General features: G+C 65.5%; 22 protein-coding genes. 18 read left to right on the plus strand and 4 right to left on the minus strand.

Going from position 1 to position 21,146, the window contains the following annotated elements; genetic code table 11:
• Positions 1 to 142 precede the first annotated feature (142 nt).
• From AC5RUF_RS07025 to murA, 11 genes are all read left to right on the plus strand, one after another.
• A complete protein-coding gene (locus tag AC5RUF_RS07025; protein ID WP_493996398.1) occupies positions 143 to 616 on the plus strand; it encodes a hypothetical protein in 474 nt (157 codons plus the stop codon).
• A 362-nt stretch (positions 617 to 978) separates the two neighbouring features.
• Positions 979 to 1,782, plus strand: coding sequence for a F0F1 ATP synthase subunit A (gene atpB, locus AC5RUF_RS07030; protein WP_494130102.1), 804 nt, complete (start codon positions 979 to 981; stop codon positions 1,780 to 1,782).
• Positions 1,783 to 1,855: 73 nt separating this feature from the next.
• Complete coding sequence (gene atpE, locus AC5RUF_RS07035) at positions 1,856 to 2,074, plus strand: ATP synthase F0 subunit C (RefSeq protein ID WP_227913847.1); 219 nt, start codon at positions 1,856 to 1,858, stop codon at positions 2,072 to 2,074.
• Between the two features lie 44 nt (positions 2,075 to 2,118).
• Positions 2,119 to 2,667 carry a F0F1 ATP synthase subunit B gene (locus AC5RUF_RS07040; protein ID WP_494130103.1) on the plus strand — a complete coding sequence of 183 codons (549 nt, stop codon included), beginning with the start codon at positions 2,119 to 2,121 and terminating at the stop codon, positions 2,665 to 2,667.
• Entirely contained in the window at positions 2,667 to 3,482 is an 816-nt protein-coding gene (locus AC5RUF_RS07045) for a F0F1 ATP synthase subunit delta (RefSeq protein ID WP_494130104.1), read from the plus strand. The genes AC5RUF_RS07040 and AC5RUF_RS07045 overlap by 1 nt, the downstream gene beginning before the upstream one ends.
• Positions 3,483 to 3,575: 93 nt before the next feature.
• A complete protein-coding gene (gene atpA, locus AC5RUF_RS07050; RefSeq protein WP_493996402.1) occupies positions 3,576 to 5,213 on the plus strand; it encodes a F0F1 ATP synthase subunit alpha in 1,638 nt (545 codons plus the stop codon).
• A gap of 100 nt (positions 5,214 to 5,313) precedes the next feature.
• Positions 5,314 to 6,207: a F0F1 ATP synthase subunit gamma gene (locus AC5RUF_RS07055; RefSeq protein ID WP_494130105.1), complete on the plus strand. Its 894-nt coding sequence runs from the start codon at positions 5,314 to 5,316 to the stop codon at positions 6,205 to 6,207.
• A gap of 76 nt (positions 6,208 to 6,283) precedes the next feature.
• Complete coding sequence (gene atpD, locus AC5RUF_RS07060; protein ID WP_493996404.1) at positions 6,284 to 7,747, plus strand: F0F1 ATP synthase subunit beta; 1,464 nt, start codon at positions 6,284 to 6,286, stop codon at positions 7,745 to 7,747.
• 5 nt (positions 7,748 to 7,752) lie between these two features.
• Positions 7,753 to 8,040 (plus strand): F0F1 ATP synthase subunit epsilon, encoded by a 288-nt coding sequence (locus AC5RUF_RS07065; protein ID WP_493996405.1) that lies wholly within the window; start codon positions 7,753 to 7,755, stop codon positions 8,038 to 8,040.
• A gap of 9 nt (positions 8,041 to 8,049) precedes the next feature.
• Positions 8,050 to 8,478 carry a DUF2550 domain-containing protein gene (locus AC5RUF_RS07070; RefSeq protein WP_493996406.1) on the plus strand — a complete coding sequence of 143 codons (429 nt, stop codon included), beginning with the start codon at positions 8,050 to 8,052 and terminating at the stop codon, positions 8,476 to 8,478.
• Positions 8,479 to 8,593: 115 nt separating this feature from the next.
• On the plus strand, positions 8,594 to 9,859 hold the full coding sequence (murA, locus tag AC5RUF_RS07075) for a UDP-N-acetylglucosamine 1-carboxyvinyltransferase (RefSeq protein ID WP_493996407.1): 1,266 nt from the start codon (positions 8,594 to 8,596) through the stop codon (positions 9,857 to 9,859).
• A gap of 72 nt (positions 9,860 to 9,931) precedes the next feature.
• Here murA and AC5RUF_RS07080 read toward each other — a convergent pair whose 3' ends face one another.
• From AC5RUF_RS07080 to nucS, 3 genes are all read right to left on the minus strand, one after another.
• On the minus strand, positions 9,932 to 10,135 hold the full coding sequence (locus AC5RUF_RS07080; protein ID WP_146361532.1) for a cold-shock protein: 204 nt from the start codon (positions 10,133 to 10,135) through the stop codon (positions 9,932 to 9,934).
• A gap of 212 nt (positions 10,136 to 10,347) precedes the next feature.
• Positions 10,348 to 11,505, minus strand: coding sequence for an amidohydrolase family protein (locus AC5RUF_RS07085; RefSeq protein WP_494130106.1), 1,158 nt, complete (start codon positions 11,503 to 11,505; stop codon positions 10,348 to 10,350).
• 70 nt (positions 11,506 to 11,575) lie between these two features.
• Positions 11,576 to 12,271, minus strand: a complete 696-nt coding sequence (gene nucS / locus AC5RUF_RS07090; RefSeq protein ID WP_493998946.1) for an endonuclease NucS — start codon at positions 12,269 to 12,271, stop codon at positions 11,576 to 11,578.
• A gap of 40 nt (positions 12,272 to 12,311) precedes the next feature.
• Between nucS and AC5RUF_RS07095 the strand changes: the two genes are divergently transcribed.
• Entirely contained in the window at positions 12,312 to 12,656 is a 345-nt protein-coding gene (locus AC5RUF_RS07095) for an Rv1322 family protein (RefSeq protein ID WP_494130107.1), read from the plus strand.
• 23 nt (positions 12,657 to 12,679) lie between these two features.
• On the opposite strand, the gene AC5RUF_RS07100 is transcribed toward AC5RUF_RS07095, so the two are convergent.
• Positions 12,680 to 14,029, minus strand: coding sequence for an AI-2E family transporter (locus tag AC5RUF_RS07100; RefSeq protein ID WP_494130108.1), 1,350 nt, complete (start codon positions 14,027 to 14,029; stop codon positions 12,680 to 12,682).
• A 284-nt stretch (positions 14,030 to 14,313) separates the two neighbouring features.
• Here AC5RUF_RS07100 and AC5RUF_RS07105 point away from each other — a divergent pair, with 284 nt between their 5' ends.
• The 6 genes from AC5RUF_RS07105 (at position 14,314) to AC5RUF_RS07130 (ending at position 20,984) form a co-directional block, all read left to right on the plus strand.
• Entirely contained in the window at positions 14,314 to 15,987 is a 1,674-nt protein-coding gene (locus AC5RUF_RS07105) for a DUF8094 domain-containing protein (protein ID WP_494130109.1), read from the plus strand.
• 62 nt (positions 15,988 to 16,049) lie between these two features.
• On the plus strand, positions 16,050 to 17,024 hold the full coding sequence (locus tag AC5RUF_RS07110) for a co-chaperone YbbN (RefSeq protein ID WP_494130110.1): 975 nt from the start codon (positions 16,050 to 16,052) through the stop codon (positions 17,022 to 17,024).
• A 13-nt stretch (positions 17,025 to 17,037) separates the two neighbouring features.
• A complete protein-coding gene (locus AC5RUF_RS07115; protein WP_494130111.1) occupies positions 17,038 to 18,159 on the plus strand; it encodes an NADH:flavin oxidoreductase/NADH oxidase in 1,122 nt (373 codons plus the stop codon).
• Between the two features lie 160 nt (positions 18,160 to 18,319).
• Positions 18,320 to 19,093 (plus strand): ABC transporter ATP-binding protein, encoded by a 774-nt coding sequence (locus tag AC5RUF_RS07120; RefSeq protein WP_493997578.1) that lies wholly within the window; start codon positions 18,320 to 18,322, stop codon positions 19,091 to 19,093.
• The gene (locus tag AC5RUF_RS07125; protein ID WP_493997579.1) at positions 19,075 to 20,652 is read left to right on the plus strand and encodes a transporter; all 1,578 of its coding nucleotides are present in this window, start codon (positions 19,075 to 19,077) and stop codon (positions 20,650 to 20,652) included. The genes AC5RUF_RS07120 and AC5RUF_RS07125 overlap by 19 nt, the downstream gene beginning before the upstream one ends.
• 23 nt (positions 20,653 to 20,675) lie before the next feature.
• Positions 20,676 to 20,984, plus strand: a complete 309-nt coding sequence (locus AC5RUF_RS07130; RefSeq protein ID WP_494130112.1) for a DUF3039 domain-containing protein — start codon at positions 20,676 to 20,678, stop codon at positions 20,982 to 20,984.
• Positions 20,985 to 21,146: the final 162 nt, after the last annotated feature.

The raw sequence follows: 21,146 nt of genomic DNA on the forward strand, positions 1-21,146 counted from the left end.
CACGGTTGCCGGAGGTTTCTTCTATGTACTGTAGAATTCAAGGGTCGCGGTAACTCCGCGGAGTTTCCCGGGGTTCCCGACTCCGGACACGAGACGCACGACGCCACGCACCAGATCACAGGCAAGGAAGACTGCCCACACCATGAGATCCACAGACGGTTCCCGCGATGCCGGGTTCCTGACCCCCTCCGGGCCGACGACGGCCCCCTGGCTGGGGATTCTCGGGAAGGCGCTTGCCGTGACCGGCGGCGCCGCTGTCCTGGCCGCGGCAGCAGCCGCAGTGTTTACGGGTCTGGATGCCGCAGTGAGCTCGGTGCTCGGCTGGTTCCTGATCGCGGCGTTCTTCGGAATCAGCCTCCTGGTGGGACATTTCGTGGGCCGCAGGAATCCTTCGGGCGCAATCGGAATGTTTGTGGTGACCTATGCGATTAAGATCGTGGGTTTCGCCGTCATTCTTTTTGGATTGGGCACGCCTGATTGGCTGCACCGAGAATGGTTTGCCCTGACTGCCGTCGGCGCCGTGGTTCTATGGCAGGCAACGGAGATCCGGGCCTTTGCCCGGACCCGGCACCTGGTATTTACCGAAACCCCCGAACCTGCCCGTAAGGGAGCCTGACATGCCTCAAAAGCAGCCTTCCTCCGGTCCCGCAGCCTTCCAAGCTCCCTCCTCCAGGCGCCGCGCAACGGTGCAGTACCTGCTGGCGGGAATCATCGCCCTGGGTTTGATAGGGTGGAGCCTGGATAGTCTCCTGGGAACTCGCTGGATTTTGCCGGCCGGTATCGTCCTGGGGGCAGTCAGTGGCTACTATGTGGCCGCCGCCCACAGGCTGACCACTGCTGCGGACCGACCCGCAAAGGGCGGAAAACAGCCGGATACGGATAAATCGAATTGATTTCACAAAACCTGAATAGAGGGCGCACCTCGTGCGTGCCCGCCAATGATATGCCCAACGATGGACACAGCAGAGAGGAAACGCGTTGATCGCGCTTGCGCTTCCCGCCTCCAATGACGAGGGATTCGTTCCACCCACCCTCGAAGACATGCACCTCCCTGAGATCCTTCCCTGGGGCGCCGAAAGTGGAGAGGGATTCGGTAAGCAGATGCTGCTTATCCTTCTTTCCGTCCTCATTCTCGGATGGTTCTTCGTGGCCGCTGCCCGAAAGGGCCAGATGGTCCCGGGCCGGCTGCAGTTCCTGGGCGAATGGAGCTACAACTTCGTCCGCAACTCGATCGGACGCGACATCATCGGTGAAAAGGACTTCAGGGCCTTCACCCCGCTGCTGTTCTCACTCTTCTTCTTCATCCTGATCAACAACCTCTGGGGCAGCATTCCGCTGGCGCAGCTGCCAACCACGTCCCACGTGGGTACGGCCTACGCCCTGGCAGGCATTGTGTACTTCACCTGGATCATCCTCGGCATCAAGAAGCATGGCATCGCCTACTTCAAGTACGCCACGGTGCCGTCCGGTGTGCCCATTGCCATCCTCCCCCTGGTGGTGCTGATCGAGATCATCTCCACCTTCCTGGTCCGCCCGATCACTCACAGCCTGCGACTCTTCGCGACCATGCTGTCGGGCCACCTGATCATCATGCTTGCGGGTGCCGGAACCTCGTTCCTGCTGCTCGAGGCTGAGGGACTGCTGAAGCCGCTGGGTGCTCTCACCCTGATCGGCGGCGTCGCCATGTTCCTGTTCGAAGTTTTGATCCAGGTCCTGCAGGCGTATGTCTTTACCCTGCTGACCGCGATCTACATCCAAGGCTCCATCGCCGAGGAACACTAAACCTCCCCCTTCCGGGGGAAACCCCTGAACCACACAACCTGCCCTCCGGGGCATCTTGAAAGGAACAAGCCAAATGATTGGTGAAATCAACGGCAACATCAACCTCGTCGGCTACGGTCTGTCCGCCATCGGCGGCGCCATCGGCGTGGGTCTGGTCTTCGCTGCCTACATCAACGGTGTTGCCCGCCAGCCGGAGGCTCAGCGCGTCCTGCAGCCCATCGCCTTCCTGGGCCTGGCACTGACTGAAGCACTGGCTATCCTTGGTCTGGTTTTCGCGTTCGTCCTCAGCTAACTTCAGCGCGTATTTTCCTAACCAAGTAGATAGGACGGATTGAAATGAACGAGGCACTAATCCTCGCCGCTGAAGAAGGCGCGAATCCTCTGATCCCAAACATCTGGGAGATCCTCGTAACACTGCTTGGCTTCGCTGTGCTGATGTTCATCGTGGTCAAGTTCGTCGTCCCGATGTTCGAGAAGACGTATGCAGAGCGTACCGAGGCCATCGAAGGCGGACTCAAGAAGGCCGAAGCCGCACAGGCCGAGGCCAGCGCGGCTCTGGACGAATACAAGCAGCAGCTGATTGACGCCCGTACCGAGGCCAACCGGATCCGCGAGGAAGCACGCGCCGAAGGCGCCCAGATCCTTGCCGACCTCAAGGCCAAGGCCGGCGCAGAATCCGCCCGCATCATGGAACAGTCCCACGTCGCCATCGAGGCGGAGCGCCAGGCAGCTGTCGTTTCCCTCCGCAGTGAAGTGGGCACCCTCGCCACGGAGCTTGCCAGCAAGATCGTCGGGGAATCCCTCGCCGATGATGCCCGCGCAGCCCGTGTCGTTGACCGCTTCCTTGACGACCTGGATAACCAGAACGCAGGTGCGGTCCAGTAATGGCAGGTATATCGAGCGAGTCACTGGCCGCGGCACAGGAAAAGCTGGAAGCCATGCTTCCGACGGCGAGCCTGTCCCTGGCTGAAGAACTCTTTGGAATTCTGGGCCTGCTGGACAGCGACGCTGGACTGCTGCGTGCCCTGACGGATCCGGCTCGTGAAGCCTCTGCCAAGGCATCCCTGGTCTCCAAGCTGGTGCGCGGCAAGGTTTCCGCCGATGCCGAGCAGCTTGTTGTTTCCCTGGTTGAGTCGCGGTGGCGCGCAGCGCGTGACCTCGGCGACGCCCTGGAAACCCTGGGCGCAACGGTTGTTTCCGCAGTGGCGGAAAACAAGGGCCCCGGCCTGGCCAACCTTGAAGCACTGGAAAGCGAACTGTTCCGCTTCAACCAGGTAGTTGCAGCCAACCACGAGGTGCAGCGTGCCCTGCAGGAACCGCAGGCCTCGGCCGCAGCGCGTTCCGAGCTGGCGCTGAAGCTTGTGCCGGGCATGGGAGCCGAAGCAAAGGTGCTGGTGAAGCAGGCAGTTACCGCCCCGCGCGGCCTGCGCCCCTCGGCACTGGTCACCCGTTTTATGGAACTGGTAGCCGGCCGGCAGCAGCGGTGGATTGCCGATGTGCAGTCCAGCCGTCCGCTGACGCAGGAGCAGCAGAAGCGTCTGCAGTCCTCCCTCAACGGGCTGTATGGCCGCGAGCTGAAGATCAACGTCAACGTGGACCCGGCGATTCTCGGCGGCATCCGTGTCACAGTGGGGGATGAAGTAGTTGATTCCACCGTTGCGACGCGTCTGACAGAACTTCGCCGAAAGCTCGCTGTCTAGTCACGGCCGGAAACGGCCCGAGAAACAATTGAGTACCAATCACGGTCATCGGCTCGAAGCGATGATCACAACATAGGAGAGCAGGGACTGCAGATGGCCGAATTGACCATCAACGCCGACGACGTCCGTAATGCGTTGAACGAATTCGCGGCGTCCTACGAACCCGGAAACGCAGAGCGCGTTGAAGTTGGCCGCGTAACCACCGCCAGCGACGGCATTGCCCGTGTGGAGGGCCTGCCCTCCGTTATGGCGAATGAGCTGCTTCGGTTTGAGGACGGCACGCTGGGCCTCGCCCAGAACCTTGACACCCGTGAAATCGGTGTCGTGGTACTTGGCGATTTCGCCGGTATCGAAGAAGGCCAGGAAGTACACCGCACCGGTGAAGTCCTGTCCGTACCCGTAGGCGATGCCTTCCTGGGCCGCGTTGTGGACCCGCTGGGCGAGCCGATGGATGACCTGGGCCCGATCCAGGCTGAAGCGCGCCGTGCACTGGAACTCCAGGCACCCGGCGTTACCCAGCGCAAGTCGGTCCACGAGCCGCTCCAGACCGGTCTCAAGGCTATCGACGCCATGATTCCGATCGGCCGCGGCCAGCGCCAGCTGATCATTGGTGACCGCAAGACGGGTAAGACCGCCATTGCCGTGGACACCATCCTGAACCAGAAGGCCAACTGGGAGTCCGGCGACGTCCAGAAGCAGGTTCGCTGCATCTACGTAGCCATCGGCCAGAAGGCGTCCACGATCGCCGAGATCAAGCGCACGCTGGAAGACCAGGGCGCCATGGAGTACACCACCATCGTGGCCTCCCCGGCATCCGACCCCGCAGGCTTCAAGTACCTGGCACCGTACGCCGGCTCGGCCATCGGCCAGCACTGGATGTACGGCGGCAAGCACGTCCTCATCATCTTTGATGACCTGTCCAAGCAGGCCGAAGCCTACCGCGCCGTGTCGCTGCTGCTGCGCCGCCCGCCGGGACGCGAAGCCTACCCGGGCGACGTGTTCTACTTGCACTCCCGTCTGCTGGAACGTTGCGCCAAGCTCTCCGACGAGCTCGGTGCCGGCTCGATGACCGGCCTGCCGATCATCGAAACCAAGGCAAACGACGTCTCGGCCTACATCCCGACCAACGTCATCTCCATCACCGACGGCCAGATCTTCCTGCAGTCGGACCTCTTCAACGCCAACCAGCGTCCGGCAGTCGACGTGGGCATCTCGGTGTCCCGCGTTGGTGGTGCCGCCCAGCAGAAGGCCATGAAGAAGGTCTCCGGTACGTTGAAGCTGGAATTGGCCCAGTACCGGGACATGCAGGCATTCGCCATGTTCGCCTCGGACCTGGATGCGGCTTCCCGCCAGCAGCTGACCCGCGGTGCACGCCTGATGGAACTGCTCAAGCAGGGCCAGTACGCGCCGTACCCGGTGGAAGACCAGGTTGTCTCCATCTGGATGGGCACCAACGGCTACCTGGATGACGTCCCCGTTGAGGACGTCCGCCGCTTCGAGTCCGAGTTCCTGGAGCACGTACGCCACTCCTCGTCCGTCATGACCGTCCTGGCCGAGACGAACAAGCTCGAGGATTCCACGGTTGATGAGATGAAGACGCTCATCACCAACTTCAAGCAGGGCTTCTTCGGCGAAGGCGACAACCGCATGGTTGCTGCCGGCAACGAAGAGACCTCGGCCTTGGACGAGGACTCCGTAGACCAGGAAAAGATCGTCAAGCAGAAGCGCTAGCGGCCTGGGAAGTTCCGCTGCCGGGCATCACGCCCGGCAGCGGAACCCCTGGCCATTGCCTTAGCCCCTAGTTCGAACGCTAGGAACTGAAAGGAAAAGTATGGGAGCCCAAATTCGGGTCTACCGCCAGAAGATTGCGTCGACCACGTCGATGCAGAAGATCTTCAAGGCGATGGAGCTGATTGCTGCCTCTCGCATCGGAAAGGCGCGCACCCGTGTGGCTGCGTCACTGCCTTACTCCAATGCGATCACCCGTGCCGTTTCTGCTGTGGCATCCCAGTCGGAGATCGACCATCCGCTGACGACCGAACCGGAGCAGATCCGGCGTGCAGCCGTGGTCATCATGACCTCCGACCGCGGTCTTGCCGGATCGTACTCCGCCGGTGTCCTCAAGCAGGGCGAAGCACTTAATGAATTGCTCCGTGAAGAGGGCAAGGAAGTTAAGACCTACCTTGTCGGACGCAAGGCGCAGGCGTACTACGAATTCCGCAACCGTTCAGTGGAACGGGTCTGGACCGGCGGTACCGACGCACCCGAGTTCGAAACAGCCCGAGAAATCGGCAAGGCACTCCTCGATGACTTCAATACGGCCTACGAAGACGGCGGCGTGGATGAAATCCACATTGTCTACACGCGCTTCAAGTCCATGGTTATTCAGGAACCTGCGGTCATCCGGCTGCTGCCGCTGGAGGTAGTGGAGGAAGAAGCACAGCCCAACGCTGAGTTCCTGCCCCTCTACGAATACGAGCCCGAGCCCGAAAAGGTCCTGGACGCACTGCTGCCGCGCTACATCGAGTCGCGCATCTTCGCAGCCATGCTCCAGGCCGCCGCTTCCGAGCTTGCAGCCCGCCAGCGCGCCATGAAGGCCGCAGGTGACAACGCCACGGACCTGATCAAGAAGTACACGCGACTTCGCAACAACGCCCGTCAGGCTGAAATCACCCAGGAGCTTTCCGAGATCGTTGCCGGTGCGGACGCGCTCAGCGCATCCTGACCGGCCGCATCACGCCAGGCTCCAAAGCAAAACAAAACTTAGTCCACACGCCATCTAACTGAGTGAAGTGAGAGAGATGACTGCCCAAACTGCCGAGCACGGAGCAACCTCCGTAGCACCGGGCGCCACAGGCCGTATCGCCCGTGTCATTGGCCCGGTTGTCGACGTCGAATTCCCGGCTGACGCAATCCCCACCATCTACAACGCCCTGACCACCGAGCTTGAGGTCAACGGCGCCAAGCGCACCATCACCTTCGAGACCTCCCAGCACCTGGGCGACAACCTCGTTCGTGCAATCTCCCTGCAGGCCACCGACGGCCTGGTCCGCGGCGCAGCCGTGGTCGACACCGGTGCCCCCATCTCCGTCCCCGTGGGTGACGGCGTCAAGGGCCACATCTTCAACGTCCTGGGCGAGCCCCTCGATGTTCCTGCCGACAAGCTGGAAATCTCCGAGCGCTGGCCGATCCACCGTTCCGCTCCGAACTTCGCGGACCTTGAGGGTTCCACCGAGATGCTCGAAACGGGCATCAAGGTGATCGACCTCCTGACCCCGTACATCAAGGGCGGCAAGATCGGCCTGTTCGGCGGTGCCGGCGTCGGCAAGACCGTGCTGATCCAGGAAATGATCACCCGTGTGGCCCGCAACTTCGGCGGTACCTCGGTCTTCGCCGGCGTGGGTGAGCGTACCCGTGAAGGCAACGACCTCTGGGTTGAAATGGAAGAGGCAGGCGTCCTGAAGGACACGGCCCTTGTATTCGGCCAGATGGACGAACCGCCGGGAACGCGCCTTCGCGTGGCCCTGTCCGGCCTGACCATGGCGGAGTACTTCCGCGATGTGCAGAACCAGGACGTGCTGCTCTTCATCGACAACATCTTCCGCTTCACGCAGGCAGGTTCCGAGGTTTCCACCCTTCTCGGCCGCATGCCTTCCGCTGTGGGCTACCAGCCGAACCTGGCTGACGAGATGGGTCTGCTGCAGGAGCGCATCACCTCCACCAAGGGTCACTCGATCACGTCCATGCAGGCCATTTACGTCCCTGCTGACGACTACACCGACCCGGCTCCGGCCACCACGTTCGCCCACCTGGACGCAACCACGGAACTTTCCCGTGAAATCGCATCCCGCGGCCTGTACCCGGCCGTGGATCCGCTGACCTCGACGTCGCGCATCCTCGACCCGCAGTACGTTGGCCAGGCGCACTACGACACGGCCATCCGCGTCAAGCAGATCCTCCAGAAGAACAAGGAACTGCAGGACATCATCGCCATCCTCGGTGTTGACGAGCTCTCGGAAGAAGACAAGATCGTCGTGTCGCGTGCACGCCGCATCCAGCAGTTCCTCTCCCAGAACACCTACACCGCCAAGCAGTTCACCGGTGTTGAAGGCTCCACGGTTTCCGTCAAGGACACCATCGAGGGCTTCAAGGCCATCTGCGACGGCGACGTGGACCACATCGCCGAGCAGGCCTTCTTCAACGTCGGCGGCATGGACGATGTCGAGCGTCAGTGGGCGAAGATCCAAGAGCAGACCGGGAAGTAAGCCACATGGCGAACGAACTCGAAGTTGAGATTGTGGCAGCCGACCACTTCGTGTGGTCGGGAGCGGCAAAGATGGTCAAGGCCCGCACCAGCGACGGCGAGATCGGGATCCTTCCCGGACACTCTCCGGTGCTGGCCATCCTGGCCGAAGGTACGCTGGCCATCGAGCCGGTCTCCGGCTCGCGCATTGAGGTAAGCGTCGATGGAGGGTTCTTCTCCGTGGACAACAACCGTGTGGTCATCGTGGCCGACAATGCCAAGGTGACCAACGAAGCAACCGCCGGGATCCGCTGACCCCCACCGATGGAGAGCTCCTACGTGTTCCTAGCGCTGGCAGCCCTGTTCGGGCTGCTCGTCCTGGCAGTAGTGCTTTTCTGGGTGCGCCGCAGCCAGCTGCGGCGCACCTTGGGAACTCTTGACGCCTCCATCTGCTTCCCGCCCGGCGGGTGGCGGATGGGGGTTTGCCGTTATACGGACACCCATTTGGAGTGGCTTCGCCTGGTTTCGCTCAGCCCCCGTCCGCCGTACCGTTTCCTGCGCAGTTCGCTGGAGATGGGCGGCTGGCGGGAGCCGACCGAAGCCGAGCGGGCCCGCATCCAGCCCGGCGCCGTTGTGGTCCGGCTCAACTACCAGGGCAGTGTTGTCCTGGTGGCCATGACCTACGAGGCGTACACCGGACTTTCGTCCTGGGTCGAGGCCGGCCCCGTGGTCGGCATCGGCACCTGGCGCTAGCCGGCTGCAAAGGCACAGGGATTCTTCCCTGTGCCTTTTTTGTTGCCGGGCCTTTTGCACTGCCGGGCCTTTTGCGGCTGCCCGGGGCGGTGCCCCCTCCGCCTAGTATGGAGTAATGGAAGACGTCATTGTTGTTACCGGTCCGTCAACTCTGCGGGGCACGGTCACCGTCCCGGGGGCGAAGAACAGCGTCCTGAAGCTGATGGCCGCCACGCTGCTCGCCCAGGGCCGGTCCGTGATTACGAATGTGCCCAATATCCAGGATGTCTGGATCATGGCCGAGCTGCTGCGCCGCCTTGGCTGCACGGTGGATTACGACGTCGAAGCCGCCACGGTTGCCGTGGACGTACCGGCAGAACTGGGCCACCAGGCTGACTACGACCTGGTCCGTGCCATGCGGGCGTCCATTTCGGTGCTGGGCCCGCTGGTGGCCCGCTGCCGCCGTGCCGAGGTTGCCCTTCCCGGCGGAGACGCCATCGGTTCCCGCGGGCTGGATATGCACCGCTCCGGGCTCGAGCTGATGGGGGCGGAGATCGGCATAGACCACGGCTACCTGGTGGCCTCGGTTCCGGAAGGCCTGCATGGTGCGGCGCACATCCTGGATTTCCCGAGCGTTGGCGCCACCGAGAACCTGATGATGGCTGCCACCCTGGCCCGCGGTCGGACGGTGATTGACAATGCGGCCCGCGAGCCGGAGATCAGCGACATTGCGCAGATGCTCAATGCGATGGGGGCCAGGATCGGCGGGGTCGGCACCAATACGCTGGTGATTGACGGCGTCGGAGAACTGCGTCCCGTGGTGCACCGCGTGGTTCCGGACCGGATCGTGGCCGGGACCTGGGCGTTCGCCGCGGCGATTACCGGGGGCGAGATCGAAGTGCGCTCCGCGGATGCCTCAGCGCTGGCCGTAGTGCTGGACAAGTTGGTGCAGGCCGGATGCGAGGTCAGCACGGGGGAGGACTGGTTCTCGGTGAAGGGCCCCGCACGGCCCGATCCCATCAACGTGTCCACGTTGCCCTATCCGGGCTTCCCCACGGACCTGCAGCCGTTTGTGGTGGCCCTCAACGCGGTCTCCAGCGGGTCCGGGATGGTCACGGAGAACGTCTTTGAAGCGAGGTGGGGCTTTACCTCGGAGTTGGCGCGGCTCGGTGCCGTGGTCCGCCTGGACGGCCACCATGCCTTGATCCAGGGGGTGCCGCTTCTTTCTGGTGCCCCGGTGGTGGCGAACGATATCCGCGCCGGTGCTGCCCTGGTTATTGCCGGGCTGGCGGCGGACGGCACCACGGAGGTGCGCGGGGTTGACCATATTGATCGGGGTTATGAGAATTTCATGGCGAATCTTCGCGCATTGGGTGCGAATGTAGCCCGGCGCCGCGGATAGCGTCCCGGCACATAAAAGGGAAAGCCCCCGGCGACTGCCGGGGGCTTTCCCAAATGTTTCGAAGACGCTCGCTTAGAGGGCGGTTACGCCGGTGGCCTGGGGGCCCTTGGCGCCCTGGCCGATCTCGAAGGAAACGCGCTGGTTCTCGTCGAGGGTCTTGAATCCGTTGGTCTGGATCTCGGAGTAGTGGACGAAGACGTCGCCGTCGGAGTCGTCCGGGGTGATGAAGCCGAAGCCCTTTTCAGCGTTGAACCATTTGACGGTACCCTGAGCCATTATTTCTCCTCATTTATGGAACTTACCTGCACGCTCCGTGCCGGCTGTGTTACTGAAGCAAGAAAGCCCAAGTTCTTGCCATTCAGCAGTTCCTTGAGGAGCTTCTCGCTCGCAACGGTCTTGCGAGCATGAAAAAACACCTACACAAAGACTTGGTAATAGAGTGGCATAAGCGATTTCCGGGGTCAATGCTCAAAACCAAATATTTTGAACTATTTCCCAAGTGATTCCGGGGCAGGCAGCCAGCTCCCGCAGCGCAGGACCGCGTGCAGCTCCAGGTCCGGGCCAACCACCAGTGCGTCAGCCCGCAGCCCGCGGCGCAGCGCCCCCACTTCATCGGCTAACCGAAGCACGTCCGCAGGCACCACGGTGGCGGAACGCACGGCATCCGCCAGCGGTACGCCTGCCTCCACTGCTCGGGCGAGGCACTGCAGGAGGGTGGTGGTGCCGCCGGCCCCGCCGGGGGCTGCCATGGCAGCGCTGACCAGGGCTACGTTGTCTCCGCCGGCAAGCTCGAACACGGTCCGCAGCATGGCCGGGTCCAGGCGGGCCCCGTCGGCGATGACTTCCAGCACGGCCTCCCCGCGCCGTGCGGCGCGCAGGCACGCGGCCGCCGCGCCGGGGGAGCGGGGGTGCAACGGAGGCATGCCGTTGAACAGGTGTGTCACCGTTGGCCGCGGGGCGTACCCGTCAAATCCCGCCTCTTCCAGCTCCTCGCGCGCCGCCTCAAGCGATGCGGCGGCTGTGGCATCATCGGCATCCGTATGTCCCAGCGACGGCGTGATTCCCCGGCTCACCAACAGGTCCACCAGGTCCTCGGCGCCGGGAAGTTCCGGAGCATAGGTCATGGTGACCAGTTCATTTTCCGAGGCCGCCAGCAGGTCATCCACCAACGCGGGGTCCGGGGGCAGCAGATAGGCGGGATCGTGGGGTCCGTGCCGGGCGGGGGAGAGGAAGGGGCCTTCGGCATGGATACCGGCCACCATTCCCTCCCGTGCCAGTGCTCCGAGCCGTGCCGCTGCGGCGAGGAGTTCCGCCCGCGGGGCCGGGACCGCGGTGGCCAGCAGCGTGGTGGTGCCGGAGGCATGCAGAAAGGCAGCGGCGTGCCGCGCCCCGCCGTCGTCCGCAGTGGTGAAGTCCCGGCCGAGGGCCCCGTGGCAGTGCAGGTCAACGAGCCCGGGAAGGATCAGTGCCCCGTCGGGCACCGGGACCGCTTCGGGCCAGCCCGAGGGGGCAAAACCCGCCTGCGGCCCCGCGTACACGATCCGGTCCGCTTCGAAGGCAAGGACCCCGTCGGGCACCAGGTCATCAGGGGTGAGGACGGTACCCCGCAGAAAGCCGCGGTTGTCATTGGGAGCCGTAGGCGTCATGCACCGATTCTAGGCACCGCGCCTACGGGTGGGGAGGCATGCTGCCCTACGCCGGAAAAGACGCCGGTCCTCAGAAAAGACGCGAGTCGCGGTCGTCGACGCCGCGCATGGCGTCGTAGTCGAGCGTGAGGCAGGAAATGCCGCGGTCCTCTGCCAGAACCCGGGCCTGGGGCTTGATCTGCTGGGCGGCGAAAACGCCTTTGACCGGAGCCAGCAACGGATCCCGGTTCAGCAGTTCAAGGTAGCGGGTCAGCTGCTCCACGCCGTCGATATCACCGCGGCGCTTCAGTTCCACCGCCACGGTGGCACCGGTGGAGTCCCGGGCCAGGATGTCCACCGGGCCAATGGCTGTCATGTACTCGCGGCGGATCAGCGTATAACCCTCGCCCAGCCGGTTGATCTGTTCGGCCAGCAACCGCTGCAGGTCCGCTTCCACGCCGTCCTTGATGAGGCCGGGATCGGTACCCAGATCATGGGAAACGTCGGAGAAACGCTCATGGATGCTGATCACCAGACGGTCGTCCGTCTTGGCGCTCTGCACGTTCCACACCTCGGTGACGCCGGCCTCGGCGTCGGTTTCGTCCGGCTCCACGCTGCGCATGGTCGCCGGCGGGCTCATCCAGTTCAGCGGTTTGTAGGATCCGCCGTCGGAATGGATCAGGACCGAACCGTCGGCCTTGACCATCAGGAGCCGTACGGCCAGGGGCAGGTGGGCACGGAGGCGGCCGACGTAGTCAACGGAGCAGCGGGCTATTACTAAACGCACAGTTGCACTTTACCGGCTGATCTGCGGCAAAATGACTTCTATGCCCCGTTCCAACCGTCCCCGCCGTGCGCCCGCCGCCGGCAGCCCCGCCGGTAGGAATGCCCGCCGCAAGTGGGCGGCGCCCGCCCCGGACGTGGATCTGGAGCGGACCCGTGCCGGAATTCCCCGGCGCGAAAGCGGCCCCGACGGCGAATGGTCCGTGCGGCAGATCACGGCGAAGAACGCTGCCAAGGACTACCGGTGCCCCGGCTGCGGCCAGGTCATCCCGCCGGGAACCCCGCACCTGGTGGTGTGGCAGGAGGATTCCCTGCTGGGCCGCCAGGCGGCAGTGGAGGGCCGCCGGCACTGGCACAGCCACTGCTGGCGCATCCGGCGCAGGTACTGACCCCGGGGCCGGAGGACCGGCTGCTAGTGGTGGTCCTGCCGGGCGATAAAGACTTCCTTGAGCAGCAGCAGTGTGGCTGCTGCCGTCGGGATGGCGATGAGGGCACCCAGGACGCCCAGCAGTGAGCCTCCGGCAATCACGGCGATCACGGCCACCGCGCCGGGCACCGCCACCGCCCGCTGCATGATGCGCGGAGAGATGAAATACGCCTCGAACTGGAGGTAGGCCATGTACAGGATGGCGAACACCACCGCCGTCTGCCACCCCTCGGTGAGCGCCACCAGAGACACCAGCACCAGGGCAATGGGCGGACCGACCAGGGGGATGAAGGCCAGCAGCGCCACCACAAAGGCCAGGAGCACGGAGAACGGGACTCCGGTGATGGTCATCACGATGAAGGCGTAGGTGGCATCGAGCAGGGCGACAAAACCCTGGCCGATCACGTAGTTGCCCACGCTGCCCGTGATTTCCTCCGACAATGCCTCCACCCGGCGGCGGCGGCTGCGCGGTGCCAGCCGGTAGGCCCATTTCTTCATGGAAGGCAGGGAGGCCAGGAAATAGAGGGTCAGGACCAGGATGATCAGCGCGCCGAACAGCCCGTTGGCGATCACCGTGCCCACGCTGAGCACCCCGCCGAAGATGCCTCCCACAGCGTCGCTGTTGGAGAAGAACTTCGTGACTTCCTCATCGATGCGGTCACGGACCTGGAACTGCCGGTCAATGTTGAGGAAGAAATCCGAAGCCAGGAAATTGTCGATGTATCCCGGTGTCTTGGAGACAATGTCGGAGGTCTGGCTGACGATGGTGGGGATGAGCGTGGCGAAGAACGCGGCAACGACGCCGGCCAGCACCAGCACCGTGATGGCGATTCCCGCCGGCCTCGGGATGCGCCGCGCGGCCAGCCAGCGGACCACCGGGTCAAGCCCCAGCGCAATGAACAGCGCCGCTCCTATCCAGACCAGCAGTTCGCCCACGTTGGTGATGACGAAATACAGCAGCAGGGCCAGGCCCACGCCGACCGTGAGCATAAAACCGAAGTAGATGGGATGGGCCCGCAGGCTGCCCGCGTCGGCTTCCGGGGCATGTTCGGCACCGCTGACGGCGAGCCGTTCGTCGGGGAGGCGCACATCGGGGTCCACCCTGACGGTCCCGTCCTCGGGCGGGATCTCAAAACGGCGCCGGGGCCGGGCGCCGGGCACGCCGTGGCGCAGGCTGTAACGGACGCGGTCCGCCGCTGTGGAGAGGAAACCGGGCATCCGGTTCCGGCCGGGACCGGATGCGGATTCGGCGGGTTCCGGCTGCGCCGCATCCCGGTTCTTCGCGTCCGGACCGGGGAGCGGTGCGTGGACGGGGACGTCCTCGTTCTCGCTCATCGCGTGCGTTCTCCCTCTGTTCTTCCTGCCTCTTGCTACGTTGCGAAACCCTACCAGCCGGGGCGCCTTCCGGCCGGTTGCTCCCGCAGTACGGAACGGAGACGGCAGTACGCCGGCACCCCGCGAATGGGAGGTGGATGGGGATTTCGTTACCATTGGGTTATAAAGTGCCAGGACAACTGAGAAACCGCTGCGCCAGGGCCGCCGTAAACCGGTGCCCGGATCCTGCCTGCCGGCCGGAAAATGCGCCGTCCAAGATGTCATTGACAAAAGATAGGTAAGTTGTGCGAAACAAATTTGCAGTTCCGCTGATCGTCCTCGGGGTGTTGCTGATGCTTATCGGCATCGGGCAGCGCACCATCTGGGCGCCCCCGGCGACCGAGTCTGCCTCCGCTGTCGTGGAGGACGGCAAGGCCGCGGTCACCGTCCTTGACGCGGAACTGCTGGCCGCTTATCCCGACGGCGTCAAGATCACGGTCCGCCAGGACTCCGCCTTCACGCTGGCGGTGGGCCGGGCCAACGACGTCGAGGCCTGGGTAGGCGAAGCCGCCGCCAACCGGGTCCAGGCGGACGGGGACGAGGACCTCGCCATGGCAACGGAAGAGGGCGAGGCGGCAACTCCGGACCCCGCCGGCTCCGACCTGTGGGTGGTTGAGGAATCCGGTGAAGGCGAGCTGTCCTACGACTGGAAGGCTCCGGCCGAAGGCGACTGGGAGATCCTGCTCGCTGCCGATGGAACCGCCCCGGCTCCCGGCGACGTCACGATGACTTGGGAAAATGACGCGACCCGCCCGCTGGCCGTGCCGTTGATTGTGGTCGGTGCCCTGCTGGCCGTCCTCGGACTGGCCCTTGGGTTCCTGCGCAGCGGAGACACTCCGCGCCGCGGCGGCCGTCGCAGCGCGGGCGCGGATGCCGGAGCAGCTCCCCGCCAGGACTCCTACACCCCCTCCGCCTTCACGGCAGAGCCTGCCGGGCGCCGTCGTCCCGCGTTTGCCGCGACCGCAGCAGCAGCACTGCTGCTGGTCTCGGTTCCCGCTCCCGCACTGGCCCAGGAGACCGGGGGCGGCAGCCGTCCCGTGGTCCTGGATTCGCAGCTGGAACGGATCCTGGTGGATGTGGCGGGTACCGTCCAGGCCGGCGATACGGCCAAGGACGCTTCGGTGCTCACCCCGCGGGTTACCGGTGCGGCCTACGCCCTGCGCGAGGCGAACTACGCAGTGACCGCGAAGGCCGCAGACCACGACGCTCCGGTTCCCGTGGCCGCCGAGACCCTGCGGACGCAGTCCGTGTCCGCAACGGACAGCTGGCCGCGCAGCATTGTTGCCGTCACGCAGGGCGAGGCCAACCCGGTGCCGCAGGCCCTGCTGCTGGTGCAGGCCACCGCACGGGAGAACTACAAGCTGGTGTCCGCGGTGCAGATGCTCCCGGCCAGCACCTTCCCGCAGCCGCCGGCCGCCGGCACCGGCAGCGACCAGATTCCGGCCGATTCCGACAACGGCCTCACCATGTCGCCGCAGACCGCTGTGAACGCCCTGGCAGATTCCCTGACCGACCCGCAGGGCGCCAACAAGGCGACCTTCGCCGGCAACCGGTTCAGTGAAGACGTGGTGAAGTTCCAGGAACAGGTCAAGACTGACCCCAAGAATGAGTTCGCTACGAACACGTTCATGCACACCGCCGATCCGTCCGGGACCTATGCCCTGCGAACCGACGACGGCGGGGCCATCGTCTTCGGCTACCTCTCCAACACCTTCTCCAGTACGCCGAAGGAAGCCGGGGACTCCATCAATCTGGAGGGCACCATCTACCAGGCGCTCACGGGGCAGCCCAACACCGATGCCGGGATCGACGTGACCCACGGCGAGGCCGTGATGCTCTACGTCCCGGCATCCGGGAACAGCAGCCAGGCCCTGGTGATCGGCGCCGCTCAGCAGCTGATGTCGGCCACCTTGAAGTAGTCCACGGGCGGATGCCGGGGCGGGCTTGCCGGTGACGGGGCGCGGCGTAATAAGGTGAAGAAATGAGCACACCGAACCACCGCCCGTCGCCGGCGGCACCCTCGCCCGTGAACCTGCGGGGAGCAGTCGACCTCTCCGCCCTCAAGGCCCGCCCGGCGGCTCCGCCGGCGGCAGCCGCCCCGGGAAGCTCCGGCACCCCGGCCCACGGAACCGCCCCGGCCCCGTCCCCGTTTGTGGTGGAGGTGTCGGAGCAGACCTTCCCCCAGGTGGTCCAGCTTTCCGCAGATGTTCCGGTGGTTATTGACCTGTACTCCCGGGCCAGCGCCGAGTCGCAGAATGTCTCCTCGGTCCTCGCGGCAGTGGCCGGTGAGCAGAACGGCCGGCTGCTGCTGGCACGGGTGGACGTTGACGCGTATCCACAGATCGCCCAGGCATTCCAGGCCGTTGCGGTTCCCACTGTCGCCGCCGTCCTCAAGGGCCAGCCGGTGCCGCTGTTTGACCGGGCGCTGCCCGAGGAACAGATCCGGGCAGTGGTTGCCGAACTGATGCAGGTGGCGGCCACCAACGGCGTGAACGGTTCGCTGGACGGAGCCGCACCCGGGGAGGGTGCGGCCGAGGCTCCGCTGTCCCCGCTGCACCAGGAAGCCTTCGACGCGATCAACGCCGAGGATTACGACGCCGCCGCAGCGGCCTACCGCAAGGCCCTTGCCGAGCAGCCCGCCGACGCCGACGCCAAGGCAGGCCTGGCGCAGGTGGAACTGATGGCCCGCCTCCGCGGCGCCGACGCCGAAGCGGTCCGCAGGGCCGGGGCCGAGGAACCCGACAACGTGCAGGCGCAGCTGGCCGTAGCGGACCTGGATGTTGCCGGCGGCCACGTGGAGGACGCCTTCCGCCGCATCACCGCCCTGATTGCCCGGGTGCACGGTGAGGACCGGGAGACGGCCCGGCTGAGGCTGCTTGACCTGTTCGAGGTGGTGGGCACTTCCGATCCGCGGGTCACCAAGGCCCGCTCCGCACTCGCACGCGCGCTGTTCTAGGGTGGTGTCTCCGGTGGGACCGGTATCCCTCTTCGACCCCATGACACTGCGCGGATTGGAGCTGGCCCACCGCGGCTGGCTCGCCGCCATGTGCCAGTACTCCGCCGATCCCGTCAATGCGGCGGATCCCGCAAATGCCCCGGGTGTCCCCAACGACTGGCACCTGATGCACCTGGGCTCGTTCGCCGCAGGCGGCGCTGCGCTGATCATCACCGAGGCCGCCGCCGTCAGCCCGGAAGGACGCATCAGCCCGCAGGATGCCGGGATCTGGAACCCGGACCAGGCAGCCGGGTGGGAACGGATCACGGACTTCGTGCACCGGCACGGCGCAGTCCCGGCACGCATCGGCATCCAACTCGCCCATGCCGGGCGTAAGGCCTCCACCTACGCACCTTTCGCTGCCGGCCGGGGCAGCGTCCCGGGGGCGGACGGCGGCTGGCCCACGGTGGGTCCGACGGCGGATCCCTTCGGCGGTTACGCCGCGCCGGTGCAGCTGGACGAAGACGGCATCCGCCGGATCATCCGCGACTTTGCCGCCGCAGCAACCCGCGCCGTCGACGCCGGGTTCGACACGATCGAAATCCACGGAGCGCACGGCTACCTGCTGCACCAGTTCCTCAGTCCGCTGGTCAACACCCGCACCGACGGGTGGGGCGGCAGCGAAGCCGGCCGCAACCGACTGACCCTGGAGGTCATCGACGCCGTCCGCGCCGTCATTCCCGACTCCATGCCGCTGCTGCTGCGCATCTCGGCCACCGACTGGATGCCCGGGGGAGTGGACGCAGGATCCTCGGTGGCCCTTGCCCGCCAGGCACGCGAACACGGCGTGGACCTGATCGACGTGTCCAGTGGCGGAGCGGTGCCCGGGGCCTCCATTCCCGTGGGACCGGGCTACCAGGTGCCCCTGGCCGAGGCCGTCCGCCGCGGATCCGGGATGCCAACGGCCGCCGTCGGGCTGATCGACAACGGGCCCCAGGCCGAGGAGATCCTGGCGGCCGGTTCCGCGGACGCCATCCTGATTGCCCGTGCGGCGCTGCGGGATCCGCACTGGTGGCTGCGGGCGGCGGCGGAACTTGACCAGAAACTGCCCTGGGTTCCGCAGTACGAGCGCGGTGCCCGTCCCGGGGGCTTCTAGACAGTGCGCGGCCTTCGATAGTCCGCTGCCTTCGATGGCTGGCCGCCTTCGTTAGTCCGCTTCGATAGTCCGTAGGACGGAGCCGGGGCCGGGATGAACGCGCCATTTCTGGTCCCTTGTGCGGAGCCGCCCAAGCGGGCTCCGGGACTAATCTGGACCCATGACGCAGACACCTGATGCCGCCCCGGCCCTGGCCATGCGGGCACTGGCCAAGAGATTCGGTGAAAAGATTGCCGTGAACGGCATTTCCCTGGACGTGCCGGCCGGCTCGTTTTACGGACTGGTCGGACCCAACGGTGCCGGCAAGACCACGCTGCTTTCGCTCGCTACCGGGCTGCTGCGGCCGGACCACGGTTCCGCCTTGGTGCACGGCACCGATGTCTGGGCCAATCCCCTGGAAGCCAAACGCCTGATGGGGATCCTGCCGGACGGCGTCCGGCTGTTCGACCGGCTGACCGGCGAGCAGCTGGTGGCCTACGCCGGCCTGCTGCGGGGTATGGACCGCGACACGGTGGCCACACGGACCAAGGATCTGCTGGCGGCCATGGACCTGACCGCGGACGCCGGCAAGCTGGTAGTGGACTACTCCGCAGGCATGACCAAAAAGGTGGCCCTTGCCTCGGCCCTGATCCATGCCCCCCGGCTACTGGTGCTGGATGAACCGTTCGAGGCTGTGGACCCGGTGTCGGCGGCCAACATCCGCGACATCCTCTCGGGCTATGTCTCCAACGGCGGCACGGTGATCGTTTCGAGCCACGTGATGGACCTGGTCCAGCGGATGTGCGACCACGTGGCCGTGGTGGCCGGCGGGAACCTGCTGGCAGCCGGAACCGTGGACGAGGTCCGGGGCAGAGGCAGCCTGGAGGAACGTTTTGTTTCCCTGGTCGGCGGACGCACACACTCGGAGGGGCTGGAATGGTTGCGCACCTTCTGAGGCTGAAGCTGCTGCTGCTGCGCAACTCACTGCGCCGCAGCCCCTGGCAGCTGGTAGGGATCATCCTGGGGGCGCTTTATGCCCTCGGCATCCTGGCCCTCCTTGTGGCGGCACTGTTTGCGCTGGGCAGTGATCCCGAGCTGGCCCGCATCGTGGTGGTACTGGCCGGTGCTGCCGCAATCCTGGGCTGGGCACTTATCCCGGTGGTCTTCTCCGGACTGGACCTGACCCTGGACCCGGCCCGCTTCACCACCTATGCCATCCCCTTGCCGCAACTGCTGGCAGGGCTGGCCGTGGGCAGCCTGATCGGCATTCCGGGAGCCGTCACCGCACTGGCCGTGCTCGGCCAGGCCCTCAGCTGGTACCGCGAGCCCGGTGCCCTGGCCGCAGCGCTGCTGATGGCACCCGTAGCGGTGTTCACCTGCCTCATCGCCGCCCGCGTGGCGGTGTCCGCCGCAGTGTCGCTCACCGGCTCCCGGAGGTTCCGGGAGGCCGGCACCCTGCTGCTGGTGATCCCTCTGGTCCTGATCGGACCCATCCTCTCGGCCATCGGAGAAGGGATAGCCTCCAGCGGAGACTTCCTGGCCCGCCTCGCCGCCGGACTGTCCTGGACTCCGCTGGGGGCGGCGTGGGCAGTACCCGGGGACGCAGCACTGGGACACTACGGTGCTGCCGCCGTGAAAGCCCTGATTGCGGTGGTGTTCCTGGCGGTCCTGGTCCTGGCCTGGAAGGTTCTGCTGCAGCGTGCGCTGGTCAACCCGCCGCAGGCGGCGGCAGCCCGGGGCAAGGCGGCGGGGCTGGGAGTGTTTGCCCGTTTCCCCGCCACCCCCACCGGGGCCGTTGCGGCCCGGGCCCTCGTTTACTGGCTGCGGGATCCCCGGTACAGTGCCTCGCTGCTGATCGTCCCGCTGCTGGCCGTTGTCCTGGTCTTCTCCGGCAACAACGCGGGCGCGGACGGTGGGCTGCTGGTGACACTGGCCCTGGGGCCGCTGGTCGGCTTCCTCCTGGGCTTTTCGCTGCACGCCGATGTCTCCTACGACAACACCGCGTTTGCGCTCCATCTGTCCACCGGCGTCAGCGGCCGGGCGGACCGGGCCGGCAGGATCCTGGCCTGTGCCGTATTTGCCGTCCCGGCCGTGCTGCTGGCCTCGGTACTGCCCGGACTCATCACCGGCCGGCCCGCGCTGGTGCTGCCGGTGCTGGGGGTGGGGCTCGGTGCGCTGCTGGTGGGATTCGGCCTCTCCAGCGTGGTCTCGGCCCGGTACACCTACAACGTGCCGCTGCCCGGCGAAAATGCATTCAAGACCCCGCCCGGTTCTGCCGGCAGGTCGTTGCTGGTACAGGGTGTGTTCAGCCTGCTCATCTTTGCCCTGCTGCTCCCGGTCCTGGTGCCGGGTGTCATTGCAGTGGTGACGGAGAGCATGCTGTGGGGCGTTGTGACGCTTGCCGCCGGAGCGGTGCTGGGCGCCGTGGTGCTGGTGGCAGGGATCCGGGTGGGCGGGCGCTGGCTGGATGCCCGCGGCCCGGAACTGCTGCAGCAGGTCTCCGTCAACAAGTAGGCGTCGGGTACTAAGATGGACGCATGAGCCTGCCTCCCGATCCTTTCGAAAACGATCCCCGCCGCCTGGACGACAACGGTACGTCCACGGCCACCATCGAACGTGAAGAACTTCGCGAAGAGCTGGAACCCGGCGACAGCGAGCGCTTTGCCCACTATGTGCGCAAGGAAAAGATCATGGAATCCGCGCTGTCCGGCGAGCCGGTCATCGCCCTGTGCGGCAAGGTCTGGACCCCCGGACGGGATCCGCAGAAGTTTCCGGTGTGCCCTGCCTGCAAGGAAATCTACGAAGGCCTGCGTCCGGAAGGTGACAGCCCCAAGGGCCGGAAGTAATCCGCCTTTGCTGCCCTGGTGACCGCCCGTATCCCAGCCTTCCGCACGGAAGGCAGTTAGTCCTGATGCCTGCATGACCTGTGTGTTAACCCCTGCGCGCGTTTGCGTGCGTCAACAGCTGTCCCCGTCCGGCACCCGCACGGCAACAACCGATCGAGCAAT

This window comes from Arthrobacter sp. Y3224198 (assembly GCF_059090025.1).